The organism is Achromobacter sp. NFACC18-2, from assembly GCF_900108985.1.
Lineage (GTDB): Bacteria > Pseudomonadota > Gammaproteobacteria > Burkholderiales > Burkholderiaceae_B > Achromobacter.
In genome coordinates this window covers 391,364-411,137 of record NZ_FNYM01000001.1, presented here as the reverse complement: position 1 = coordinate 411,137, position 19,774 = coordinate 391,364, and the positions used below count along the sequence as shown (strand labels likewise).

The 19,774-nt window shown below is 65.6% G+C and carries 13 protein-coding genes; 7 read left to right on the top strand and 6 right to left on the bottom strand.

The features are described 5' to 3' along the window. Positions 1–38: 38 nt before the first annotated feature. From BMW75_RS01835 to BMW75_RS01815, 5 genes are all read right to left on the bottom strand, one after another. Entirely contained in the window at positions 39–992 is a 954-nt protein-coding gene (locus tag BMW75_RS01835) for a S66 peptidase family protein (RefSeq protein WP_092576295.1), read from the bottom strand. A 245-nt stretch (positions 993–1,237) separates the two neighbouring features. Further along, complete coding sequence (locus BMW75_RS01830; protein ID WP_254791908.1) at positions 1,238–1,951, bottom strand: RNA pseudouridine synthase; 714 nt, start codon at positions 1,949–1,951, stop codon at positions 1,238–1,240. A 422-nt stretch (positions 1,952–2,373) separates the two neighbouring features. Beyond that, positions 2,374–3,450, bottom strand: coding sequence for an AI-2E family transporter YdiK (ydiK, locus tag BMW75_RS01825; protein WP_092575946.1), 1,077 nt, complete (start codon positions 3,448–3,450; stop codon positions 2,374–2,376). A gap of 225 nt (positions 3,451–3,675) precedes the next feature. Beyond that, the gene (locus tag BMW75_RS01820; protein ID WP_092575943.1) at positions 3,676–4,032 is read right to left on the bottom strand and encodes a hypothetical protein; all 357 of its coding nucleotides are present in this window, start codon (positions 4,030–4,032) and stop codon (positions 3,676–3,678) included. Positions 4,033–4,167: 135 nt separating this feature from the next. Next, positions 4,168–4,944 (bottom strand): hypothetical protein, encoded by a 777-nt coding sequence (locus tag BMW75_RS01815; protein ID WP_139208467.1) that lies wholly within the window; start codon positions 4,942–4,944, stop codon positions 4,168–4,170. 281 nt (positions 4,945–5,225) lie between these two features. Between BMW75_RS01815 and BMW75_RS01810 the strand changes: the two genes are divergently transcribed. The 4 genes from BMW75_RS01810 to BMW75_RS01795 all read left to right on the top strand — a co-directional run bounded on the left by BMW75_RS01810 (position 5,226) and on the right by BMW75_RS01795 (position 13,587). After that, a complete protein-coding gene (locus BMW75_RS01810; RefSeq protein ID WP_254791907.1) occupies positions 5,226–8,048 on the top strand; it encodes an ATP-binding protein in 2,823 nt (940 codons plus the stop codon). After that, a complete protein-coding gene (locus tag BMW75_RS01805; RefSeq protein ID WP_175493075.1) occupies positions 8,048–9,268 on the top strand; it encodes an EAL domain-containing response regulator in 1,221 nt (406 codons plus the stop codon). The genes BMW75_RS01810 and BMW75_RS01805 overlap by 1 nt, the downstream gene beginning before the upstream one ends. Before the next feature lie 10 nt (positions 9,269–9,278). Then, entirely contained in the window at positions 9,279–12,548 is a 3,270-nt protein-coding gene (locus tag BMW75_RS01800) for a hybrid sensor histidine kinase/response regulator (protein ID WP_092575934.1), read from the top strand. Between the two features lie 229 nt (positions 12,549–12,777). Continuing rightward, positions 12,778–13,587: a response regulator gene (locus BMW75_RS01795; protein WP_254791906.1), complete on the top strand. Its 810-nt coding sequence runs from the start codon at positions 12,778–12,780 to the stop codon at positions 13,585–13,587. A 163-nt stretch (positions 13,588–13,750) separates the two neighbouring features. On the opposite strand, the gene BMW75_RS01790 is transcribed toward BMW75_RS01795, so the two are convergent. Further along, the gene (locus BMW75_RS01790) at positions 13,751–14,794 is read right to left on the bottom strand and encodes a DNA-binding protein (RefSeq protein ID WP_092575931.1); all 1,044 of its coding nucleotides are present in this window, start codon (positions 14,792–14,794) and stop codon (positions 13,751–13,753) included. 213 nt (positions 14,795–15,007) lie between these two features. Here BMW75_RS01790 and BMW75_RS01785 point away from each other — a divergent pair, with 213 nt between their 5' ends. The 3 genes from BMW75_RS01785 (at position 15,008) to BMW75_RS01775 (ending at position 19,768) form a co-directional block, all read left to right on the top strand. Beyond that, positions 15,008–16,147 carry a site-specific integrase gene (locus BMW75_RS01785; protein WP_092575929.1) on the top strand — a complete coding sequence of 380 codons (1,140 nt, stop codon included), beginning with the start codon at positions 15,008–15,010 and terminating at the stop codon, positions 16,145–16,147. Between the two features lie 111 nt (positions 16,148–16,258). Then, on the top strand, positions 16,259–17,809 hold the full coding sequence (locus tag BMW75_RS01780) for a sensor domain-containing diguanylate cyclase (protein ID WP_092575926.1): 1,551 nt from the start codon (positions 16,259–16,261) through the stop codon (positions 17,807–17,809). Between the two features lie 111 nt (positions 17,810–17,920). Beyond that, positions 17,921–19,768: a GGDEF domain-containing protein gene (locus tag BMW75_RS01775; protein WP_254791905.1), complete on the top strand. Its 1,848-nt coding sequence runs from the start codon at positions 17,921–17,923 to the stop codon at positions 19,766–19,768. The last annotated feature ends 6 nt before the right edge of the window (positions 19,769–19,774 follow it).

Genomic DNA, 19,774 nt, shown 5'->3' with positions numbered 1-19,774 from the left:
ATCCACATGAAATCGGCATCACATCGCCATCAAATCCCTTAGCCGCGGCGTGACGTGGTCACCGCCTGATCCAACCGCAAGGCGGCGCGCCGGGTGTCCAGCGTCACGCGCGCACCCAGCGGCAGCGTCAGATTGGGCTCGCCATGCCCGCTGGGCCAGCCGGCCAGGACCGGGATTCCCCGGGGGGCAAACTGCTCCAGCAATAGCGGGTACAGCAGGCTCTGCGCCTGCGCGTCGTCCATGTTCGTGCCCAGAATGCGGGTGAACGTGCCTACCACCACCCCTTTGACACCGTCGAACTTGCCCGCGACCGCCAACTGACTGAGCAGCCGGTCCACCCTTGGCAATGCCTCGTTGACGTCTTCGAAGAAAAGAATGGCGTCACGGGTGTCGATCTCGTGCCTGGAACCCGTCAGCGCGGCGATGAGCGCCAGGTTGCCGCCGACCAGACGGCCGCTGGCGGTGCCCGCGACCACCTCCACCGGCCAGCTGTCGGGCGGCGCCTGAATCCAGGCGCCCTCCCCGATCTGGCCGCCGATCATCGCCAACACGTGCGACTCGGTGGGCTCGCGCTTGCCCGCCAGCAGATCCTGCGCCAGCATCGGCCCATGGAACGTCACAAAGCCCGCATGCCGCTGCATGGCCAGGTGCAGCGCGGTGATGTCGCTATAGCCGATGAAGGGTTTGGGATGCTGGCGCAGCAGGCCGTAATCGAGCTTGTCCAGCAGCCGCCACGACCCAAAGCCGCCCTGCAGGCACCACACCGCGCCGACGTCCGGGGCGGCGAATGCGGCGTGCAGATCGGCCAGCCGTTCGGCGTCCGTGCCCGCCAGGTACTCGTACGGCGCCTCGAGCCGTTTGCGCGATGCCGGCATGACCTGCGGCACGAAGCCGCGATCCTCCAGCCATTGCGCCGCAAGATCGCTGGCATTTGGGGCGGCGGACGCAGGCGCCACGATGGCAACCTTCGCGCCAGGCTTGAGCGCCGGCACGGGTGCGGCCGCCGCCTTGGCATTCGAGGGCGGCGGCGCCGGTTGACTGGACGGCGCGCCCCGGGGCGAAACTTGCCGGCCCCCTGCGCATCCGCCCAGGGCCAGGCCCGACAGGCACAACGCGCCCGCGTTCAGCAATAGCCGGCGCCGGCCAGCGTCGGGATAGCCGAGCTTGCCACTCGCCATGCCGTCCGTCGCCCGCCAGGACTGGGCGTCAGCAATCGGGGATCTGGACGGCCCGGACATCAGAATCGCTCGTACTCAAGCCGATACCGCCATTGGCCCACGGCAAGACCGGCCATCGGCAGACGGCCGATGCGCAGGCGCCGCAGCGCCAGCAGGCGCAAGCCTGCCGCCGCGCACAGGGCTTCGATGAAGCCGGGCGCCGGCGTCTTCAAGGCAAACCGCAGGTGACCCTCGCTTTGCCAGCTCACCTTCAGGGGCGTGGCGGGCATTCCTTCGTACGCCATGCCTCGCTGCATCCGAGCTAGATCCGCATCGCTCAACTGCCCTTCGACCTGCGCGACATACTCCTGCTCCACGTGGCGGCCCTCCTCCACGAGCTTGCGGGCCACCGGGTACTCCTGCGTGTAGACCACCAGCCCGCTTGCCGCGCGCTCCAGGGGGGTCACCAGTTTCAGGCCGTTGAATATGCGCTTGAGGAATCGCTGTCCGGACCGGTCGCCCGGCATCAGGTTCTCGGGCAGGATGAGATCGCGCGCCGAGCCAGGCTGGTCGTCGGCGTACATGCCCGCCGGCTTGTGGATCAATATCGTCACGGGGCGCCCCTCTTCGAGCCGCGCCCCGGGCAGGAGCGCGACGGTCTGGGATGGGCCCACCCGCATTCCCGGTTCCTCCTGCACCTTGCCGTCCACCGCGACCCAGCCGCCTTCGATGTAGCGCTCGGCATCGCCGCGCGAACACGACTGCTCGGCCGCAAGCCGCTTTGCCAGACGCACGGTATCGTCCGCTGCGCGGGGTCTGGCCGGGCTCACCGGTCCGCCAGCCTCTCGGCCTTGCGAGGGTTTCGGCGGTCTGGACGGGGTGGGCGGTCTCGGCGATTTGGGCGACTTGGACGATTTGGGCGATTCAGACGAACGAGGGCCGCGTCCAGGCGCCTCGGCGCGGGGCGCCCGGGCGCGACCGGTGTCTGCGCTGCCGCTGTCTGCGCTGCGCTTGGCGGGGCGACGCGCAACGGTCAGCGTGCCAGGTTTGGTGGGCCGCACAGGAGTGCTCATCCGGCCACCTCGCGGCGCAAGGACTTGGGGAGAAAAAGGGAAAGATCGGGCGCGCTCGCGGGCGGCGCGAAGAAATGCATCGTCATGGGTGGTGCCGGGTATTGCGAAAAGCGGGCCACATGGCCAGCGCCTTGGAACGGATGTTACGCCCTTTTCCGGTGCGTTCCAGGCGGCGGCTCTCGCTGCAGGGCCAGCGCGTCCGGATCGACCCGTGCGGGCGGCGGCACCTCGTCCACCCACGCGTTCAACAGCGTCGAGGTCACCGCCAGGATCACCGGTCCGATGAACAGCCCGACGATGCCGAACGCGATCATGCCTCCCAGGACGCCGGACAGAATGAGCAGCATCGACAGGTTCACGCCGCGCTTGATGAGTAGCGGACGCAGCAGGTTGTCCAGCATGCCAACCACGATGGCCCACACCAGCAGGACTGCCGCCGCCAGCTTCATGTCGTGTTGGAACAACCAGGCCACGCCGCCAAGCAGCGGCAGGATCGGCCCGAGCTGGGCCAGGCAAAGCATCAGCATCAGGGCGGTGAGAATGCCGGCGGCTGGCACGCCGGCCATCCACAGTCCGATACCGCCCAGCGCCGACTGCACCACCGCCGTGACCACGATCCCCAGCGCCACGGCGCGGATCGCCGACGCGGCCAGCATGATCGCCGCCACGCCGCGTTGCCCGGCGAGCCGATTCGCAAACCGCCGGACAAATTCCGCAGCCATGTCGCCCTTGGTGTACAGGATGCCCGCAATGATCACGGTGATCAGCATGTGCATCACGAACACCCCGACGATGGCGGCATGGCCCAGCAGCCAGGTGGCGGCCGTGGTCAGGTACGGCTCGATCCGAGCCAGCAGGCCACCAGCGCCCGCGTCCGACAGCGTCTGCCACTCCTGGGCGATTCTCGGCCCCACCAGCGGAAGGCCGCCTATCCACGCAGGCGGCGCGAGCAAGGCATAGTCAGGCAGGCTCTTGACCGCGGCCACGATGGTGCCGCCGTGCTGCGCCAGGGTGGAGATCGCCTGGTACAGCGGCAGCACGATCACGAACAGCAGGATGAGGAGCATTGCCACGGTGGCGATCCACCGCCGCCCGCCGCATCGCCGCTGGATGCCCAGCAGCACCGGCCAGGTGGCCACGACGATGGTCGTCGCCCAGATCAGCCCGGGCAGGAACGGCCGGAGGATATACAGACTGCCGATCATCAGCGCCAAAAGCATCACGATGACAAGCAGGACCCGGGCTATGTCGACTGACTGGCGTGGTATCACCCGATGCTCCTGGCAGGGCTGCCGCCCTCGTTGCGGTGGATGCGGACGGGCGGCGCCCGCCCTGCAAGCCAACGCGATCAGTCGAATGTATCCGAAATCCGCGTGAACCTGAATGGGAAAGTCACGCTTTGCGTCGCGGCCGCGGCGACGTCCGGCGTCGCCCGCCGGCGCCCCTTACGCGGCGCCCAGCATCGCGCGAAGCCGGCCCCGGATCGCACCGGCATACGCCCAGCACCAGACCCCGAGCGCCAGCATGGCCACCGTAAAGTAAGCGCGCGCGCTCTCCGGTATGGGATTCAGGCGGGATAACGTGACAAAAGGCTCGAACCCCAGGAAATCTGTGGCCGCCAGCGTGCTGAAAATCAGGGCCAGGACGGGGCCGGTAAAGTGCGGGCGCTCTCCCCGCGCCTGGGGATCGGCAAGAAAGCGCCAGTGCACCCAGCGTGCAAGCTGGATGCCCACGGCCACCAAGGGAATAAGAAGCGCGCACTGCAGCACCAGCAGCGCCAGAATGACTTGAGTAGGAAGCATGGGCGGATTTTATCGGATCCGTCCAACGGCCCGGATGCGGCCCGAATGCGACCCGAATGCGGCCCGGATGGGGCCCAAGCGGCGAGCCCGCATCCGCGCCGCGCCGTCACAGCGCAGTAACGCGCCGCACTGGTCCTAGGCCCCCAACTGAAATGCACGCCAGCCCGAACCCGCGGCGGTCAGCCATTCCTGCACGTATTCCAGGCTCAGGGCGATCGACAGGACCTCTCCCTGGAACAGCACGTCAGGCTGCGCGCGCAGCCAGTTGAAGTCTTCGATGCCGCGGATGTCGCAGGCCAGCACTCTGAGGCCCTGGCGCGACGCCTGGCCCAGCAGACTGAAAAACCGCTCCTGCAAGCCGCGCTGCCTGTTGATGCCTTCGGGGATGCCGACCCGGATGCCCGTGGCGCGCAGCGTGCCGAACGGCATGGATTCGCCGGCCTGCGAACAGGGCAACAGCCGCACGCGCAGCGCGGGCCGCAGTTCGTTATAGAGATGGAAAAGACTGGAGCCCTCCGCGAGGCGGTCGCTGAGGGGCACGTTGTAGGTGACCTTGGCGCAGGGATAGATCGGCAGGCTGCGGTCTTCAGGGGTGGTCTCGCGCAGCAGATCGCCTTCCACGGCGCCAATGCGCAGATCCTGGCACAACTGTTCGGGTAGGCGGATATCGGAGTTGACGTTGAGGGGATGGTCCATCGTGAGCGGCGCCATGCAGCCCGCCGCCCGAAAGACGCGCCCTGCCCGGCGCAAGGCGTCCGCCGAGGCTTCGTTGGTGATGAAGTGCGGGGTTCGGTTCGTCCACCCGCCTACCAGCGCCATTTCGCGCACGACTCCTTTGGCGTCCAGCACTGGTTGAATTTTTAGCGGCTCGCTCAAGAGCGAGGCGGATTCGACCAAATTGATAGCGTTCATATGAGTTGTGTTGTGGACTCGCCAGTCGTGAAGAAACCGGATACCGTGAAGAACCCGGATACAGCGGCGCGGCGGGGCGAATCTATGGCCGGAAAGTGGCCATGGTCTAGCGATGGCTACGCAGTATAGGAACGGCTATCCCGCACTCCAATAATAAAAATTTGATTTGCGAAAACGCCCGAATACGCCTGTATTTACGGGCCTGGGCGCCCGCCGGGCTGTCAGCGAAATTTCAGAATATTCTTATATCCACTGCCCGGGGCTCTACCTACGATGGGCGCATGCCCGTTCAGGAACCCATCTCTCTCGCGCGCGACGTCCAGCCAGTCCCCCGCGCTCCGACGCTGCTTTTGCATCTGTTCGCCGCCGCGCTGCTCGCCTGCATCGCGGCGGCGGCCGGTTTTTATGTGTACTGGTCGTTCACCGACACCGTTTCCGCGTACCGCCGGCAAATGAACGCCGCCGCGTACAACGCGCAGATCTTCTTCGACCAGCGCGAGTCGCTGGTCCGTTCGCTGGCCTCTTCCTCGGTCCGCAATGCCGATGCCGCCGCGGCTTCCGAAACGCCCCCCTACTTCGGCAACACCCGCCAGATCGAGGTCTTCCCCCTGCACGAAGAGCAAAACGCCTACGACTGGGCCCTGATCCTCACGCCGCGCGACCTCAACGACATTGCCCTCGCGCGTACCCAATTGCTCTTCAGTTCGGCCCGCAATGGCCAGACTGCCTACATCGCGCCGCGTCCCTCGCAGGCGCCCGCCATCGACGCCGCCAAGCAATCCTGGATCGCACGCTCGCTGGCCGTGGCGGATCCCAGCGTCTCGCAAGGCGGCTACAGCCCCATCGTCTGGCTAAAACCGCCCATGGACGTTGCCAGCGCGCTGTACCTGTACACACCCGTGGATCCCGCCACGCCCCGCGCCGGCTGGATCGGCCTTGAAGTCAGCGACATCGATGCGGCGATCGACCTGTCTTCCATGCGCGGCGGCAACTACGCCCTGTACGACCAGAACGACTCGCCGGTCCTGTACAGCCCGGCCGAGGCAAAAGTCGTTGCAGGGCTGGGCAATTACGCCGGCAAGGAGGATTCGTTCGGTTGGTGGGGACCCGGGCTGCTGCCCCGTTTTGTCGTGCTGAACAAATCCGTGGGCGAGGCCGGGTGGCGGCTGGTGTACTACACACCGATCAGCCGGATCCTGGGCGATACCGCCCCTGCCATCCAGGCGGCGCTCGGCGGCGCCGCGCTGCTGTTCGCGATGGTGATCCTGGGCATACGCCACATCAAGAAAAAACTCGTCGCGCCGGCCCTGCGCCAGTACGAAGCCCTGGCCGACAGCGTGGCCCTGAATCGCAAGCTGGTCGAGGTCGCGCCGGTCGGCCTGTGCCTCCTGCGTCGCGCCGATGGCACCCCGCTGCTTTCAAATGAACTTGCGCGGCAATGGCTGCTGGGCGACTCCGAACTGCTAGCCAAGCTGCTGGCAGAGGACAACTTCTGCGCTGAACGTGAATACGTCCTGAGCGACGGACGGTGCGTCTACCTCACCTTCGCCCCGATCACCTTTCATGCCGAGGACGTCGTCCTTTGCGGCATCAACGACATCACCGCATTCAAGCGGGTCGAGCAATCCATTACTCAGGCCAAGCTGCACGCCGACGCCGCCAACCACGCCAAGACGGTCTTCCTGACCACCATGAGCCACGAGATCCGCACGCCCTTGTTCGGCATTCTCGGCACGCTGGAAATGCTGAGCCTGACCGCCATGGACAGCCAGCAGCAGCAATACCTCGAAACCATGCAGCAGTCCTCCGCCACCTTGCTGCGCACCATCAACAATACGCTGGACCTGTCTCGCATCGAAGCGGGTTACCTGACGCTCGAAACGGCCGAATTCTCGCCCGCGGAAATGCTGGACGGCGTAGTCAGCAGCTACGCCGCGCGCGCCGAGGCCAAGGGCCTGCACATCTACGCGCTGGCCGACGTCGCGTCGCCGCCGGTCGTCGTGGGCGATGTCACGCGCGTGCGCCAGATCCTGAACAACCTGGTCAGCAACGCCATCAAGTACACCAGTTCCGGCCAGGTGGTGCTGCGCCTGCAGGCCCTCAGCCAGGACGCGCACTCCGCGACCATGAAATTCCAGGTGGCGGACACCGGCATGGGCATCTCCGCGGAGCATCACGCCCAATTGTTCGAACCCTACTTCCAGGCTGAAAGCGGCTCCACCCAGACCGTTCCCGGCACGGGCCTGGGACTTGCCATCTGCCGGCGGCTGGCCGACATGATGGGCGGCACCCTCAGCGCGGTCAGCGAACCCGGCCTGGGCACCAGCATGTCCCTGGAGCTCACCTTGCCGTTGGCGGGCGACGCGCATTCGGAAATGGGAATACGGCTGGATCCCCGGCCGGTATTCGTGCGGGGCGCCGTCAACGACGTGGTGAACAACCTTTGCCAGTGGCTACGCCACTGCGGCGCCATGGCCATGCCCTACAAGACGTCGCTTCATGGCCGGCTGGAGGGCGGCGTGCTGGTTGAAACCTGGCCCCGCGACTTGACGCCTGCGCCGTGGACCGGCGCCCGGGTGATCGCGCAACCTCCCGGCGTCCGGCCGCGGCTGGAGGGAGGGCGCAACAGCTGGATGGCCAATGCGCATAGCCTGGCCAGCATCGTCGCGGCGGTCCGCCTCGCCCAGGACGGCGTGGCGGCCAAGGTCACGCTCGAACTCAAGGCGTCTCGGGACGCGCTCGACATGCATGTGCTGGTCGTGGAGGACAACCCGATCAGCCGGCAGATATTGCGGGAGCAACTGGAGCACCTGGGATGCACGATTGTCCCGGCCGCCAATGGCAAGGAGGCACTGGAGGTGCCGGACATACCCGGCTTCGATGCCATCTTGACCGACCTGCAGATGCCCGAAATGGACGGCTACGCCCTCACCCGTGCGCTGCGCGGTCAGGGCTATACGCGCCCCATCGTGGGAATCACCGCCAGCGCATTCACGGACGACTTACGGCGCAGCACCGAAGCGGGCATGACGACCGTGCTGCTCAAGCCGCTGCCTATATCCGCGTTGCGTCAGGCCTTAATTGCGCTTAAGGAAGTCATATGATGAAGAAGTTGTCCGACTACAGAATTCTGATCGTGGACGATCATCCGTTTCAATGCGTCCACCTCGCGGATTTGCTGGAGTCGGCAGGGTTCAGCCACGCCGATGTCGCCCCTAGCGCCGAGGCTGCCCTGGAAATGATGGGTCTGCAGGCCTATCACCTTGTGCTGATGGACCTGAACATGGCGGGTATGGACGGCGTGCAATTCATAGACCAGCTCGCCAAGCTGCATCACAACCCGATGCTGGCGATCGTGTCGGCATGCCCCCGGCGCATCATGAACAGCGTTGCCCTGATGGCCAAGGAAAAGGGCCTGGCGGTGCTGGGCACGTTCTCCAAGCCCTTGACTCCTGAACACGCCCGGCATTTGTCCAACCAGCTCCGCCAAAGCCGCCCTGAACCCTCAAAGCCCCAATTCCCGACCGAGGCCGGCACGGTATTTGACCGGGGGTCCCTGGAACACGCCCTGAGCCACGGCCATCTGCGGGCCTGGTTTCAGCCCAAGAAAGCGCTCGCCAGCGGCCGGATCGTGAGCGCCGAGGCGCTGGTCCGCTGGCAGCATCCGGAATTCGGCTTCATGCTCCCGGGATCCTTTCTTTCCGCGGTGCGGCGGCATGGCCTGGACAAGGCCCTGCTGCGGCGCATGCTCGAAGACGCCCTTGACGCTCACCTGCATTGGCGGCAGCAGGGATACCGGATGCCGGTGTCGGTCAACCTGCCCACGCAGCTCCTGGACGACCCGGATCTCCCCGACGAGCTGGAGCAGATAGTCGTGGCCAAGGGGGTGGCGACGCAAGAAATCTCGTTCGAACTGCTCGAAGACGAGACAACCACCATACAAGGCCAATACTATATGGGGGCCAGCAGGCTGCGTCTGAAGGGCTTCGGGCTGGCGCAAGACGACTTTGGCAGAGGATACAGCTCCATGTACAGCCTGATTTCCACGCCATTCACCGAGTTGAAGATCGATCGCGCTTTCGTCAGTGGCGCGGCCAACGATGAAGGACGCGCCGCGGCGCTCGTCTCATCCGTGCAGCTTGGCCGCCAGCTCGGGCTCCAGGTCACCGCCGAAGGCGTCGAAACCAGCAAGGACCTCGAATTCCTGCGGCGCATCGGCTGCGACTGCGCGCAAGGCTTCCTCATTTCGGCCGCCGTGGACATCGACGGATTCAGCCAGTTGCTTGCCATGGAGAGGCAGGCCATGGACCCCTTGCAGCAGTAAGAAGCCGCCCATGCGCAAGCAGGACACGCCTTTTGCCAGGATTACGCGAACCTCGCGCTGGCTGAACTTCGCCCTGTTCGGCATCCTGCCTTTCGCGCTGGTGCTGGTCGGGGCGCTCTATTGGGGATTGAACCGCATCGTCGAGCAGGAACGTGACCGCCTGAAGCTCGACTTTTCCATCCTCGTCGGCTACATCCATGCCCAAGAGCAGTTCCTGGGCAGACTGCGCGCGCAGCACTCTTCCCTGCCCGTGGAAAGCCTGGCCAGCACCATCGACCTGCATGCGGCCGACGTGCCGGAGCGCTTCGGAATGCAGGTCTTCGAGGGACAAAACACCTACGCGGAGATGCCATTTTCGCTGGCGTGCGAAGACGCCTCGGACTGCCCCACCGCAGGCCGCCGGCTTGCGAACCTGGGGGGCTTCCTGGCCGATTTTTATTCCAGCTTCTGGGCCGCGTCGTACTTTCCCGCATCCACGATATTCCTGATCAACCAGGCCGACAGCATCAGTCTGAGCGTGCCCGCCGTGGGCGCCGCATCGGGGTATGAACGCCTCAGCCCCACCACGTTCCTGGCGGTGACGGACGCCGTGCGGGCCGAGCTGCGCCGCCTGCAGACGGTCCAACAGCGTCTCATCGATCACGACGTGCCCGGCCACGCGGAGTCCCCCGGGGCCAACCGCGTCCATTGGTTCAGGACCGACGGGCTTCCCGGCAACATGCTGGGCCTGATCTACGCGGACATGCCGCAAGCGGTCTGGACCAGCGGCCAGGGCAAGCCGTCTGCCGTCTATGCGGTGACCCAGTTCAACCACCAGCGGATCAACATCTTCGAGAAGACCCTGCGCAAGCCGCTGCACGGCGGATTCTGGCTGACCCATCGCGAGGAAGGCCTGCTGCTCGGCGACCGACAGGGTCCCGCGCCAACCGAGGACGGGATGCGCTACACGGCCGACGGCATCGTGTTGCGCATAACGGATCCAACCGGGGTGTGGGCCGGGACATACCGGGTCAGCTATGGCGCATTCTTCCAGGACAATCTCTGGCTTCCCGTCATCGCCGGCCTGTTGCTCCTGCTCAGCCTCGGAACCGGCATCGTGTCGTCGCGCTGGTACAGCCGGCGGGTGATCGCGCCCGCGCTGGACGCGCAGCGCGACATCATCGAAAAAGAAGAATTCAGCCGCACGCTGATCGAAACCGCGCCGGTGGCCCTGTGCGTGCTGGCGCGGCCGGTGGGCGCGGTCGTATTCGGCAACAGCCTGGCGCTGCAATGGTTGGGGGCCGAAGCCGGCCGTGAACTGGACAATTCACCGGAAACCAACCTGTTCCTGCGCCACGTCCTTGGCGCTACCGGTCCCGGCACCATTCCCAGCTTCCAGGCCACCGACGGGCGTCCCCTCTATGTCGCCTACGCCCCCACGCGCTACAACCACCAAGACGTCGTGCTTTGCGCGTTTTCCGACATCAGCGCCCGCGCCGTCATCGAACAGACCCTGGCGCAAGCCAAGCGCGAAGCCGACAAAGCGAGCGAAGCCAAATCCACATTCCTGGCCACAATGAGCCACGAAATCCGCACGCCGCTCTATGGCGTACTGGGCACGCTGGAACTGATGAGCCTGACCTCCCTGGACGCCGAACAGCGGCAACACCTGGAACGCATGCAAAGCTCGTCGGCCATCCTGTTGCAGCTCATCAGCGATATCCTGGACATCACCAAGATCGAGACCGGCCAGCTCGTCCTGGAATCCTCGGAGTTCAATCCGCGCGAACTTGTGCAAGGCTGCACCAACGCCTACGCCGCGATGGCCAGCCAGAAGGGCCTGCTGCTCTTTTCCTGCGTGGACCTTGCCGTGCCCGAATGGATGACGGGCGATGCGGTGCGTATCCGCCAGATCCTGAGCAACCTGCTCAGCAACGCCATCAAGTTCAGCGATTCCGGGCATGTGATCGCCCGCCTGACGGTGGCCAAGGTCGAGCCCGACACGACGCACCTGATGCTGCAGGTGGTCGACACAGGGATCGGCATCGCCAAGGAGGAACAGTCGCAGCTCTTCGTCCCCTTCTACCAGATCAACAGCGGTTCCCACACGGTGCGAGGCACCGGCATCGGCCTTTCGATCTGCGCGCGCCTGGCCGGCCTGATGGGCACCGAAATCCGCGTGACCAGCGAGTTGGGACTGGGCAGCAGCTTTTCGCTGGAGCTTCCGCTGCAGGTCGCCTCCGGCCAGCCCGCCAGCCCGCCCGACCTGAGCAATATCAGCGTGTATGTCCGCAGCCCGCATCACGAACTGTCCGACAACATCTGCCAATGGCTAAAGCGCTGGGGCGCGCAGGCGGTTCCCGCGCCCCAGATCCTGCCGGCCGGCGGCCCGGACGACGTCTTGGTCGACGTCCTGTACCCGGGCAACTTCGACGCGATGGAATGGACAGGACATCATGTGCTGGCCAGCGCCACCGCCAAGCCCCCATCCGCACGGACCATCAAGGTCATCAACAGCGTGGAGCACATTGCCGCGGGCATACTGGCCGCCGTGCGCGGGGAGCGCGCATTGATGCCCCCGACCGACATCGGCGCCTTTGCTCCGCTTGGCCTGTCGATACTTGCTGCCGAAGACAACCCCATCAACCAGGCCACGCTCCAGCATCAGCTCGAACAGCTCGGATGCGAGGTCACCCTGGCGTCCGACGGCGCCGAGGCACTGATGTTGTGGGGGCTTGCGCACTACGACGTCGTCCTGACCGACGTCAACATGCCGCGCATGAACGGCTACGAGCTCGCCAGGGAACTGCGGCTGCGCGGCGCCACCATTCCCATCATTGGCGTTACGGCCAACGCCATGCGCGAAGAGGAGCAGCGTTGCCTGGCCGCGGGAATGACGGCTTGGCTCGTCAAGCCCATCGGCCTGGCCACCCTGCGCTGGCACCTGCAGGGCGACGGCGCGACGTCCCCCAGCCAGGCGGACCCGGACACCCAGCCTCGTCCGTCCTGGGACCCCGAGCCCGCGCCGATCGTGCCCGAAAAATACCGGGCGCTGTTTGTCAGCACGATGGAAGCGGACGTTTCCGAAATGGAACGCGCCCTGGACATCAACGACCAGCGGCTGCTCGGACGGACCCTGCACCGAATGCGTGGCGCGCTTAGCGTGATGCAGATGACGGCGCTGACCGAGCGATTGGAAGCCTTGGAGGCCATGCTGCGCAATTGGGGATTGGATTCCGCCGCGCAAGCCGAAGGCCGGGTCGTGGCCAAGCTACTGCGCGATACGCTGGCTGACATTTGAAGCCCAGGTCGCAACGACTTTGCGTCGGCGGTCACGGACAAGCGACCAGTAACCGACGCCCGTACTGTGCACCTTATGTAACTCTAATTATCGAAACCTTTCTATATTTTTTTGAATGCCCGACAGTTAGATTGAACGGTTCCCCCTTTCCTGGCGAGCCGGATTGCGTCTGGTGTGCCCGGAGACCCAACCGTCACTTCTAGCCTTTTCAGTAGAATTTGGACATAAAATGGACAACGACGGAAGTACTGAGAATCCTGGCGCCCCCGGCCTGGTAGGGCCAGCCACGAACCTACTTCCCAAGACGGGCGCGCTCGTCGAGCAGGACGGACAACCAGGCTCGATCGATTGCCAATCGGACGGCGAATCCATGAGTAAGCTTCCGGCCGGCCAAAACGTGCGGATCATCCTCGCCGATGACCATCCCGTCATCTCCCTCGCGCTTGCTGACTCCCTGAACGAAATCCCCGGATTCACCGTGATCGCCACGGCGCGGTCCGGGCTTGAACTGATCACGGCGGTGCAAGAGGATCCGTGCCATCTCATCGTCACCGACTTTTCCATGAGTTCAAAGTCCGCGGACGAGGACGGCTTGCGCCTGATTCAGCGGTTACAGCGCCTGTTTCCGGATATTCCCATCGTGGTGTTCACGATGCTGTCGAACAGCGGCATTCTGAGCCAACTGCGCCAGATCGGCGTGGCTGGCATCGTCAGCAAGGAAGAACCCATTGAAGCGCTGGTCGCCATATGCGTGCGGGCGTTGACGGAAAAAGGGCCTATCCTGTCCGATAGCATCAGCGCGCGCCTCAGCCACAACGATGTGACGATGGGGCGTGCCAGCCGCACGAAGGGGTTGTCCCCGAAAGAGCTGGAAGTGGTGCGGATGTTTTCGCAGGGGCTTTCGGTGACTGAAATCGCACGCCGCCTCAACCGATCGGTCGCTACCATCGGCACGCAAAAACAATCCGCCATGCGCAAGCTGAATATCGAAACCAACGCCGAACTGCTCAGGTACGCCGATGAGCAGGGCTTTTCCTGACCCTGCTCCCTGCGGCAGTCAAGGATTGCCCTGCGAAGACTCAGCCACCGAACATGAGGAATGAAAAATGAAGCCTCATTGCCGGCAGCGGGGAAAACCCGAAAAATCATAGGATTACGAATAAATGGACGCGCGTCTCACGCGTCCGCGATGCCCTTCGGGATCAGGGCGCCGGGCTGCTGCTGGAAGGCGGCTTGTTCGTGGAGGCGGAGGCGGCCTCCTGGCTGGCCAGGAGGCGGCGTGCCAGGTCGCCGAATTGGGCGTCCCGGGATTTCAACTGGGACAGCAGCTCATCGGACTGCGCGGTCGCCGCGGCGAGTCTGCGCATCAGATCCGCTTCGCGTGATTGGACGGCCTGAAGCGCCTGGGCGGCGACGGCGGACTCGATGTCACGCTGGCGCGCGTCCGCGAGCGCCTGTGCCTGGACAAGCTGCGCGTCCTGTTCGGCCGCGCGCTGCTGCTGTTGCGCTTCTGCCAGGGCCTCGCGCAATTGGTCGGCCTGCTGCTGACTGGCCGCCTGCAGGGCTTCCAGACGCGCCTGCAGGCGCTTGACGGAACTGCGTTCGGTATCCAGCTCGTTCAACCAGCGGCGTTCGTGGGCGGCGTGGCGCGCATCCAGCGCGGCCATGGCTTGCGTGTGGCGCTCGCGCGCCAGATCGGCGTCGGCCAGCAGTGCCTTGTTGGCGCTGCGTGCATCCGTCAGGCTTTCCTGGGCGACGGCCAGCGCCTTGTCGCGCTGGCGCAGTTGCGCTTCGGCGGCTTGCAGGCGTTCTTCGGTGGCGGCCAATTGCGCGGTGGCGACCTTCAGCCCTTCTTGCAGGTCGCGCTCCCGGTTGATCAGTTGGGCCTCGCGCTGCTGGAGCTGCTCGGCCAGGGCCTGGTGACGTTCCGCTTCTCTTTCGAGGGCGTCCCGGCGTTCCTGGTAGGCCTGGGCCTGTTCGGCACGCGCCGCCGCCAACGCGGCGTCCCAGAAATGCGCGGCCGCCTGGGCGATGGGATCGGGCACCTCGGGTGGCGCGGCGAAGGCACGAGGGTCCTTGATGCGGGCGCCCAGCGCGCGGAACCAGGTTTCCAGGTGGGGGCTGACGGTATTTGGCGATCCGCGGCCGATTTTCTGGCGTACCCGCTCGATGGTCGGCCGGGCGCCTTCCAGCAGGAGCGCGTCGGCGGCAGTCCAGACGTCTGATTCAGTAATACCCGTGGCCATGATTGATTTCCTGTCGCCGCGCGAAGAATTACCCACGATAATGGAACCTTATCGTGCGTAAAAAGCTTTCTATGTAAGATATCATACAGCATATGTAGTAGATATATAATTTCATCGCATTTCGGCCTTAGGGCGGCGGATCGCGCCCCATGTACCCCGCTACGGCCGCCCGCAGCTACGTCGCGGCCACGCCCGTGGTTCCTTTTCCCCTTGATGCCAGAACTCTCCTTGCCAAACCCCCGACCTTTACCGGCCTCCCTCCCCGCCCCGGCCTCGCTCCGCCCCCTGGATCCCCAGGCGCTCGATGCACGGGCCGATGCCGCGGTGCGCGGACTCATGCGGGAAGGCAGTTCCGCCAACACGGCTGCAAGCTATCGGGCGGCGATGCGCTACTGGACGGCCTGGTTCGAACTGCGCTATGGCCGTGCGTTCGCCCTGCCCTTGCCCGAGACCGTCGTCATTCAGTTCGTCGTGGATCACGCGCAGCGCTCGACCGAGGACGGACTGGCGTGGGAATTGCCGCTGGCCCTGGATCAGGAGCTGGTGCGGCTGAAAGCCAAGGGCAGGCTGGGAGCGCCCAGCCTGAACACGCTGCTGCAGCGGTTGTCGGTGCTGTCAAAGGCGCATGAACTGCTGGGGCACCCAAATCCTTGCCGCGGGGCCGCGGTCCGAGAACTGCTGTCGAAGACGCGGCGCGCCTATGCCCGGCGCGGCATTGCGCCCGCCAAGAAAGAGGCGCTGACGCGCGAGCCGCTGCAGGCCATGCTAGACACCTGCGACGATTCCTTGCGCGGCAAGCGCGATCGCGCGCTGCTGCTCTTTGCCTGGGCCAGCGGCGGCCGCCGGCGATCCGAGGTGGTGCGCGCCACCATGGAAAACACGCAGCGCACGGCGGACGGCTACCTCTATACGATGGCGCACTCCAAGACCAATCAGACCGGCGCCAGCCGGGCCCAGGACCAGAAACCCATTCTGGGCAAGGCCGCGCAGGCGCTGGACGATTGGCTGGCGGCCAGCGCGATCCGCCAGGGGCCGATCTTCCGGCGGGTGCGGCGCGGCGATGTGATCGGCGAGCCCCTGGCCGCCGCGGCCGTGCGCGAGATCGTGCTGGCGCGCAGCCGGCTGGCGGGATTGGAGGGCGATTTTTCGGCGCACAGCCTGCGCTCCGGCTTTGTCACGGAGGCCGGGCGGCGCAACGTGCCGTTGGGCGACACGATGGCGATGACCGGCCACGCCAGCGTGGCCACGGTGATGGGGTATTTCCGGGCGGGAGCGGCCGCGCTGTCGCCCGCTGCCCGCCTGCTGGACGAACCACAGGCGCCGGACCTACAGGATGACCGGGACCTGCCGTAATGGTGGCGGTGACATTAAAATCACTGCGCCCCGGCCTGCCGGCCCGTCTGACGTCGTCGGATCGTGTTGCCACGGCGGGGCGCCGGCTCGTCCCCTGCCCGTTCCGATCCCATGCAAATCAATCTCCGCGGGCTAGTGCTTGCGCTTACCGTCTTCAGCGCCATCGCCGCCACAGCCAATGCCCTGTATGCCAGCTACCTCGTGCAGCGCGAGCAGTTGATCCAGAACACGCTTGAATCGAACCGCGTGTATGCGGTGAAGCTGGCGGAAAGCGCGGGCGGCTTCCTGAGATCGGCGCAGCAGCAGTTGGCATACAGCGCACGGCACATGCCGGAACTGATCGGGTCGCCCGATCGGCTTGCCGCCGAGGTCATGCGCGTGCAGCAGCAGACGGACAGCTTCAATTCGGTGGGCGTCGTCAGCGCGGATGGCACGATTCTGGCGACGACACAGACGTTCCGCAGCTTCCTGGGCACCCAGATTGACACGCCGGGCAGCCGCGCGGCGCTGCGCACCCGGCAGCCCCTGATCAGCAAGCCCTATGTGTCCATCGCCGGCAACCTGATGATCAATGTCTCCCACCCCATCTACTCGAGCGATGGCGCGTACCTGGGCTATCTCGCCGGCTTGCTCTATCTACGCAACGAAAGCGCCCTGCACGAGCTGCTAGGCAAGCATCACTACCATGACGGCTCTTATCTGTATGTGGTGGACGGAGATGGCCGGCTCATCTATCACACCGACAGCGAGCGCGTGGGAGAAACGGTGCTGTCCAATCCGGTCGTCGCCGCCGTGATCAAGGGCGAGGCCGGCGCGATGCGCGTGGTCAATACCAAGGGCGTGGACATGCTGGCGGGCTATGCGCCGGTGCCGACGAGCGGCTGGGGCGTGGTGGCGCAACGCCCCGCGAAGGTCACGCTGGAGCCGATCCATGATCTGATCTGGGCGCTGCTGGGTTATGCCGCGCCGCTGGCCGTGGCGTTCCTGCTGGCCATCTGGTGGTGCGCCCGCATGATCTCGCTGCCCCTGTCGCAACTGGCCACGACGGTGGAACACCAGGACGTGGACGTTGCGATGCAGCGGGTGCAATCGGTGAGGGCCTGGTATTTCGAGGCAGAACGGCTCAAGCGCGCGGTGATCGCCAGTTTCACCAGCCTGCAGGACAAGATCGGCAAGCTGAACCTCGCCAGCATTACGGATCCGCTGACGGGGCTGCGCAATCGCCGCGGCACGCAGGACGCCGTGGAGCTGATGCAGGCCCGCGCCACGCCGTTTTCGGTCGTGGCGCTGGACATCGACCATTTCAAGCAGATCAACGACACCTATGGCCACAATGCCGGCGACGAGGTGATCCGCGACATGGCGCAGATCATGCGCGAGTGCTCGCGGCCCTCGGACGTGCTTTGCCGCATCGGCGGCGAGGAATTCCTGATCCTGCTGCCGGGCGTCGCCCCCCGCGAAGCGGCCAATGTCGCCGACAGGCTGCGGGTACATATCGCCTCGCGGGAATTGCGCGGGGCCAGCCGCGTCACGATCTCGGCGGGCGTGGCCCACTGGACGTCGAGCGGGCCCGACGTCGACGAAACGTTCCGGGCCGCCGATGCGGCGCTGTATGCGGCCAAGCAGCAGGGGCGCAATCGCGTGGTGATGCACGGCGCATGAGCGGGGGCCGGCGCAGGTGCGCCAGTCACACCAGCAAAGCGGCGTCGATGCAAATTTGCGCAGGAAATTGCAATGAACCGAGTTTCAGCGACATAGTATTGCTGGAATAGATTGAAATGCCGCACGAATTGCTCAAACAGCGTTCGTCGCGCCGGCATTTACAGTATCCTGCGCGGCTTCGACTTCGCATGGATCTGCTTGCCGAGTATGTTGCGCCCCGCCGCCGCGCCCAAATCCCTGGAACGTCATTTCGTCGCGCTGGCCGCAGGCGTGCTGTTGTTGGTGGGGGTGCTGGCCGGCATCCTTCTGTTCCAGAGCTGGCGCTCTTACAGCGCGGCGTCGGAGGCGCGGCAGGCATTCGGATCGGTGCGCGCCACCATCCGGGTCATGGAGTTTACGTCGGCCGAACGCGGACCGATGAACGCCGCCCTGGGCTCGGCCCTGCCCGTGCCGGATTCGGTGCTCGCAAACCTGGGCGCGGCGCGCGCTGGCACCGACAGGCTGGTCGACGCGCTGCTGGCGCTGCATTCGGCGCCAGAAGATGAGGGCAAGCGCGCGGAGCTCGAGCGGATACGCCGGGCGCTGGCCGACGCACGGCGGGAGATCGATACACGTATCGCCACGCCGCGCGACGCGTTGTCGAGTCAGATGCTGTGGGAGTCGGTCAGCGCCATGGTGCGCATCGTTCCGATGTGGCAGGCGAGTCTGGCCGCCAATGCCGGGCTGGTCATGCGCAGCGAAGCCAATGCGCCTAGCCTGCTGTCGCTGGCACTCCTGGCCAGCGAGCTGCGCGAACAAGCGGGCCTGCTGGGGTCCACCTTCACGCCCGCATTGGGCAGGCACCGGAAACTGACCGCCGAGGAACAGTTCCGCATCGAGCGCGTGCTGGGCCGGATTGACGAGTTGCGCGCGCTGATCGATGGCCGCATGGCCAGCTACCGGGATGCGCGGGCGTCCGACGCACAGGCGCGGATGGAACGGCGTTATTTCGGGGAGGGACTGGCGTATCTGGCGTGGGTGCGTGAGGAGGCGTCGCGGCAATCGGAGGCGTCCGTCACGACGCAGGCGGTCGCCACGACGTATGTGCCGCTGATGGGGGCGATCACCGAGTTCCGGGATGTGCTGCTGGACGAGATGGAACGCCACATCGACGCGCATCGTGCGGGCGCGGCGCGGCTGTTGGCGGTGACCCTGGCGGCGACCGCCCTGCTGGCGGCCGCCCTGGCGGTGGCGCTGGTGCAGTTCAGGACGCGGGTGATCCAGCCCTTCGCACTGGCCACGCGCATCATCAGCGCGATTGCGAACGGCCTGGCGCCGGCCCGGATCCCCTCCGGCGGGCACCATGGCGAAGTGCAAGAGGTATTCAATGCCTTGCGGGTGCTCAAGCGGAACGCCGCCGCGCAAATGCGCCTGCAGGCTGAACGGGACCGGCTGATCGAGGACCTGGCCCACATGGCGGAAACAGACTACCTGACGGGGCTGCTGAACCGGCGCGCCTTCGAGACGCGCTTTCAGGCGATACGTGCCCTGTGGGACGAAAACCGGCCAATGCTGGCTTTGGTCCTGTTCGACATCGACCACTTCAAATCCATCAATGACACCCATGGCCACGCAAGCGGCGATCTGGCGCTGAAGGCTGTCGCCGAGCTATGCCGCACGACCTGGCGGCAGCAGGACGTCGTGGCGCGTGTGGGCGGGGAGGAATTTGCGGTGCTGTGCCGCACACGCAGCGCGCAGCAAGCGGTGGAGATGGCTGAGCGCCTGCGCGCCCGCATCTGCGCTTGCGCCGTCACGTCGGAGAACGGCGTCACATTCAACCTGACGGCCAGCTTTGGCGTGGCCTGCGTATCGTGGAGCCAGGCGGAATCCGCCAGCGGCCTGTTCCGGGCCGCGGACGAACTCCTGTATCTGGCGAAGTTGAATGGGCGCAACCAGGTCCAGCAGCGCACCCTGGGTTGAGCGAGG

Bases quoted from the DNA above. Each gene is read 5' to 3' on its own strand.
- BMW75_RS01795 (WP_254791906.1), top strand. From the start codon at position 12,778: ATGGACAACGACGGAAGTACTGAGAATCCTGGCGCCCCCGGCCTGGTA.
- BMW75_RS01815 (WP_139208467.1), bottom strand. From the start codon at position 4,944: ATGAACGCTATCAATTTGGTCGAATCCGCCTCGCTCTTGAGCGAGCCG.
- ydiK (WP_092575946.1), bottom strand. From the start codon at position 3,450: ATGCTTTTGGCGCTGATGATCGGCAGTCTGTATATCCTCCGGCCGTTC.
- BMW75_RS01820 (WP_092575943.1), bottom strand. From the start codon at position 4,032: ATGCTTCCTACTCAAGTCATTCTGGCGCTGCTGGTGCTGCAGTGCGCG.
- BMW75_RS01780 (WP_092575926.1), top strand. From the start codon at position 16,259: ATGCAAATCAATCTCCGCGGGCTAGTGCTTGCGCTTACCGTCTTCAGC.
- BMW75_RS01785 (WP_092575929.1), top strand. From the start codon at position 15,008: ATGCCAGAACTCTCCTTGCCAAACCCCCGACCTTTACCGGCCTCCCTC.
- BMW75_RS01810 (WP_254791907.1), top strand. From the start codon at position 5,226: ATGCCCGTTCAGGAACCCATCTCTCTCGCGCGCGACGTCCAGCCAGTC.
- BMW75_RS01790 (WP_092575931.1), bottom strand. From the start codon at position 14,794: ATGGCCACGGGTATTACTGAATCAGACGTCTGGACTGCCGCCGACGCG.
- BMW75_RS01800 (WP_092575934.1), top strand. From the start codon at position 9,279: ATGCGCAAGCAGGACACGCCTTTTGCCAGGATTACGCGAACCTCGCGC.
- BMW75_RS01805 (WP_175493075.1), top strand. From the start codon at position 8,048: ATGAAGAAGTTGTCCGACTACAGAATTCTGATCGTGGACGATCATCCG.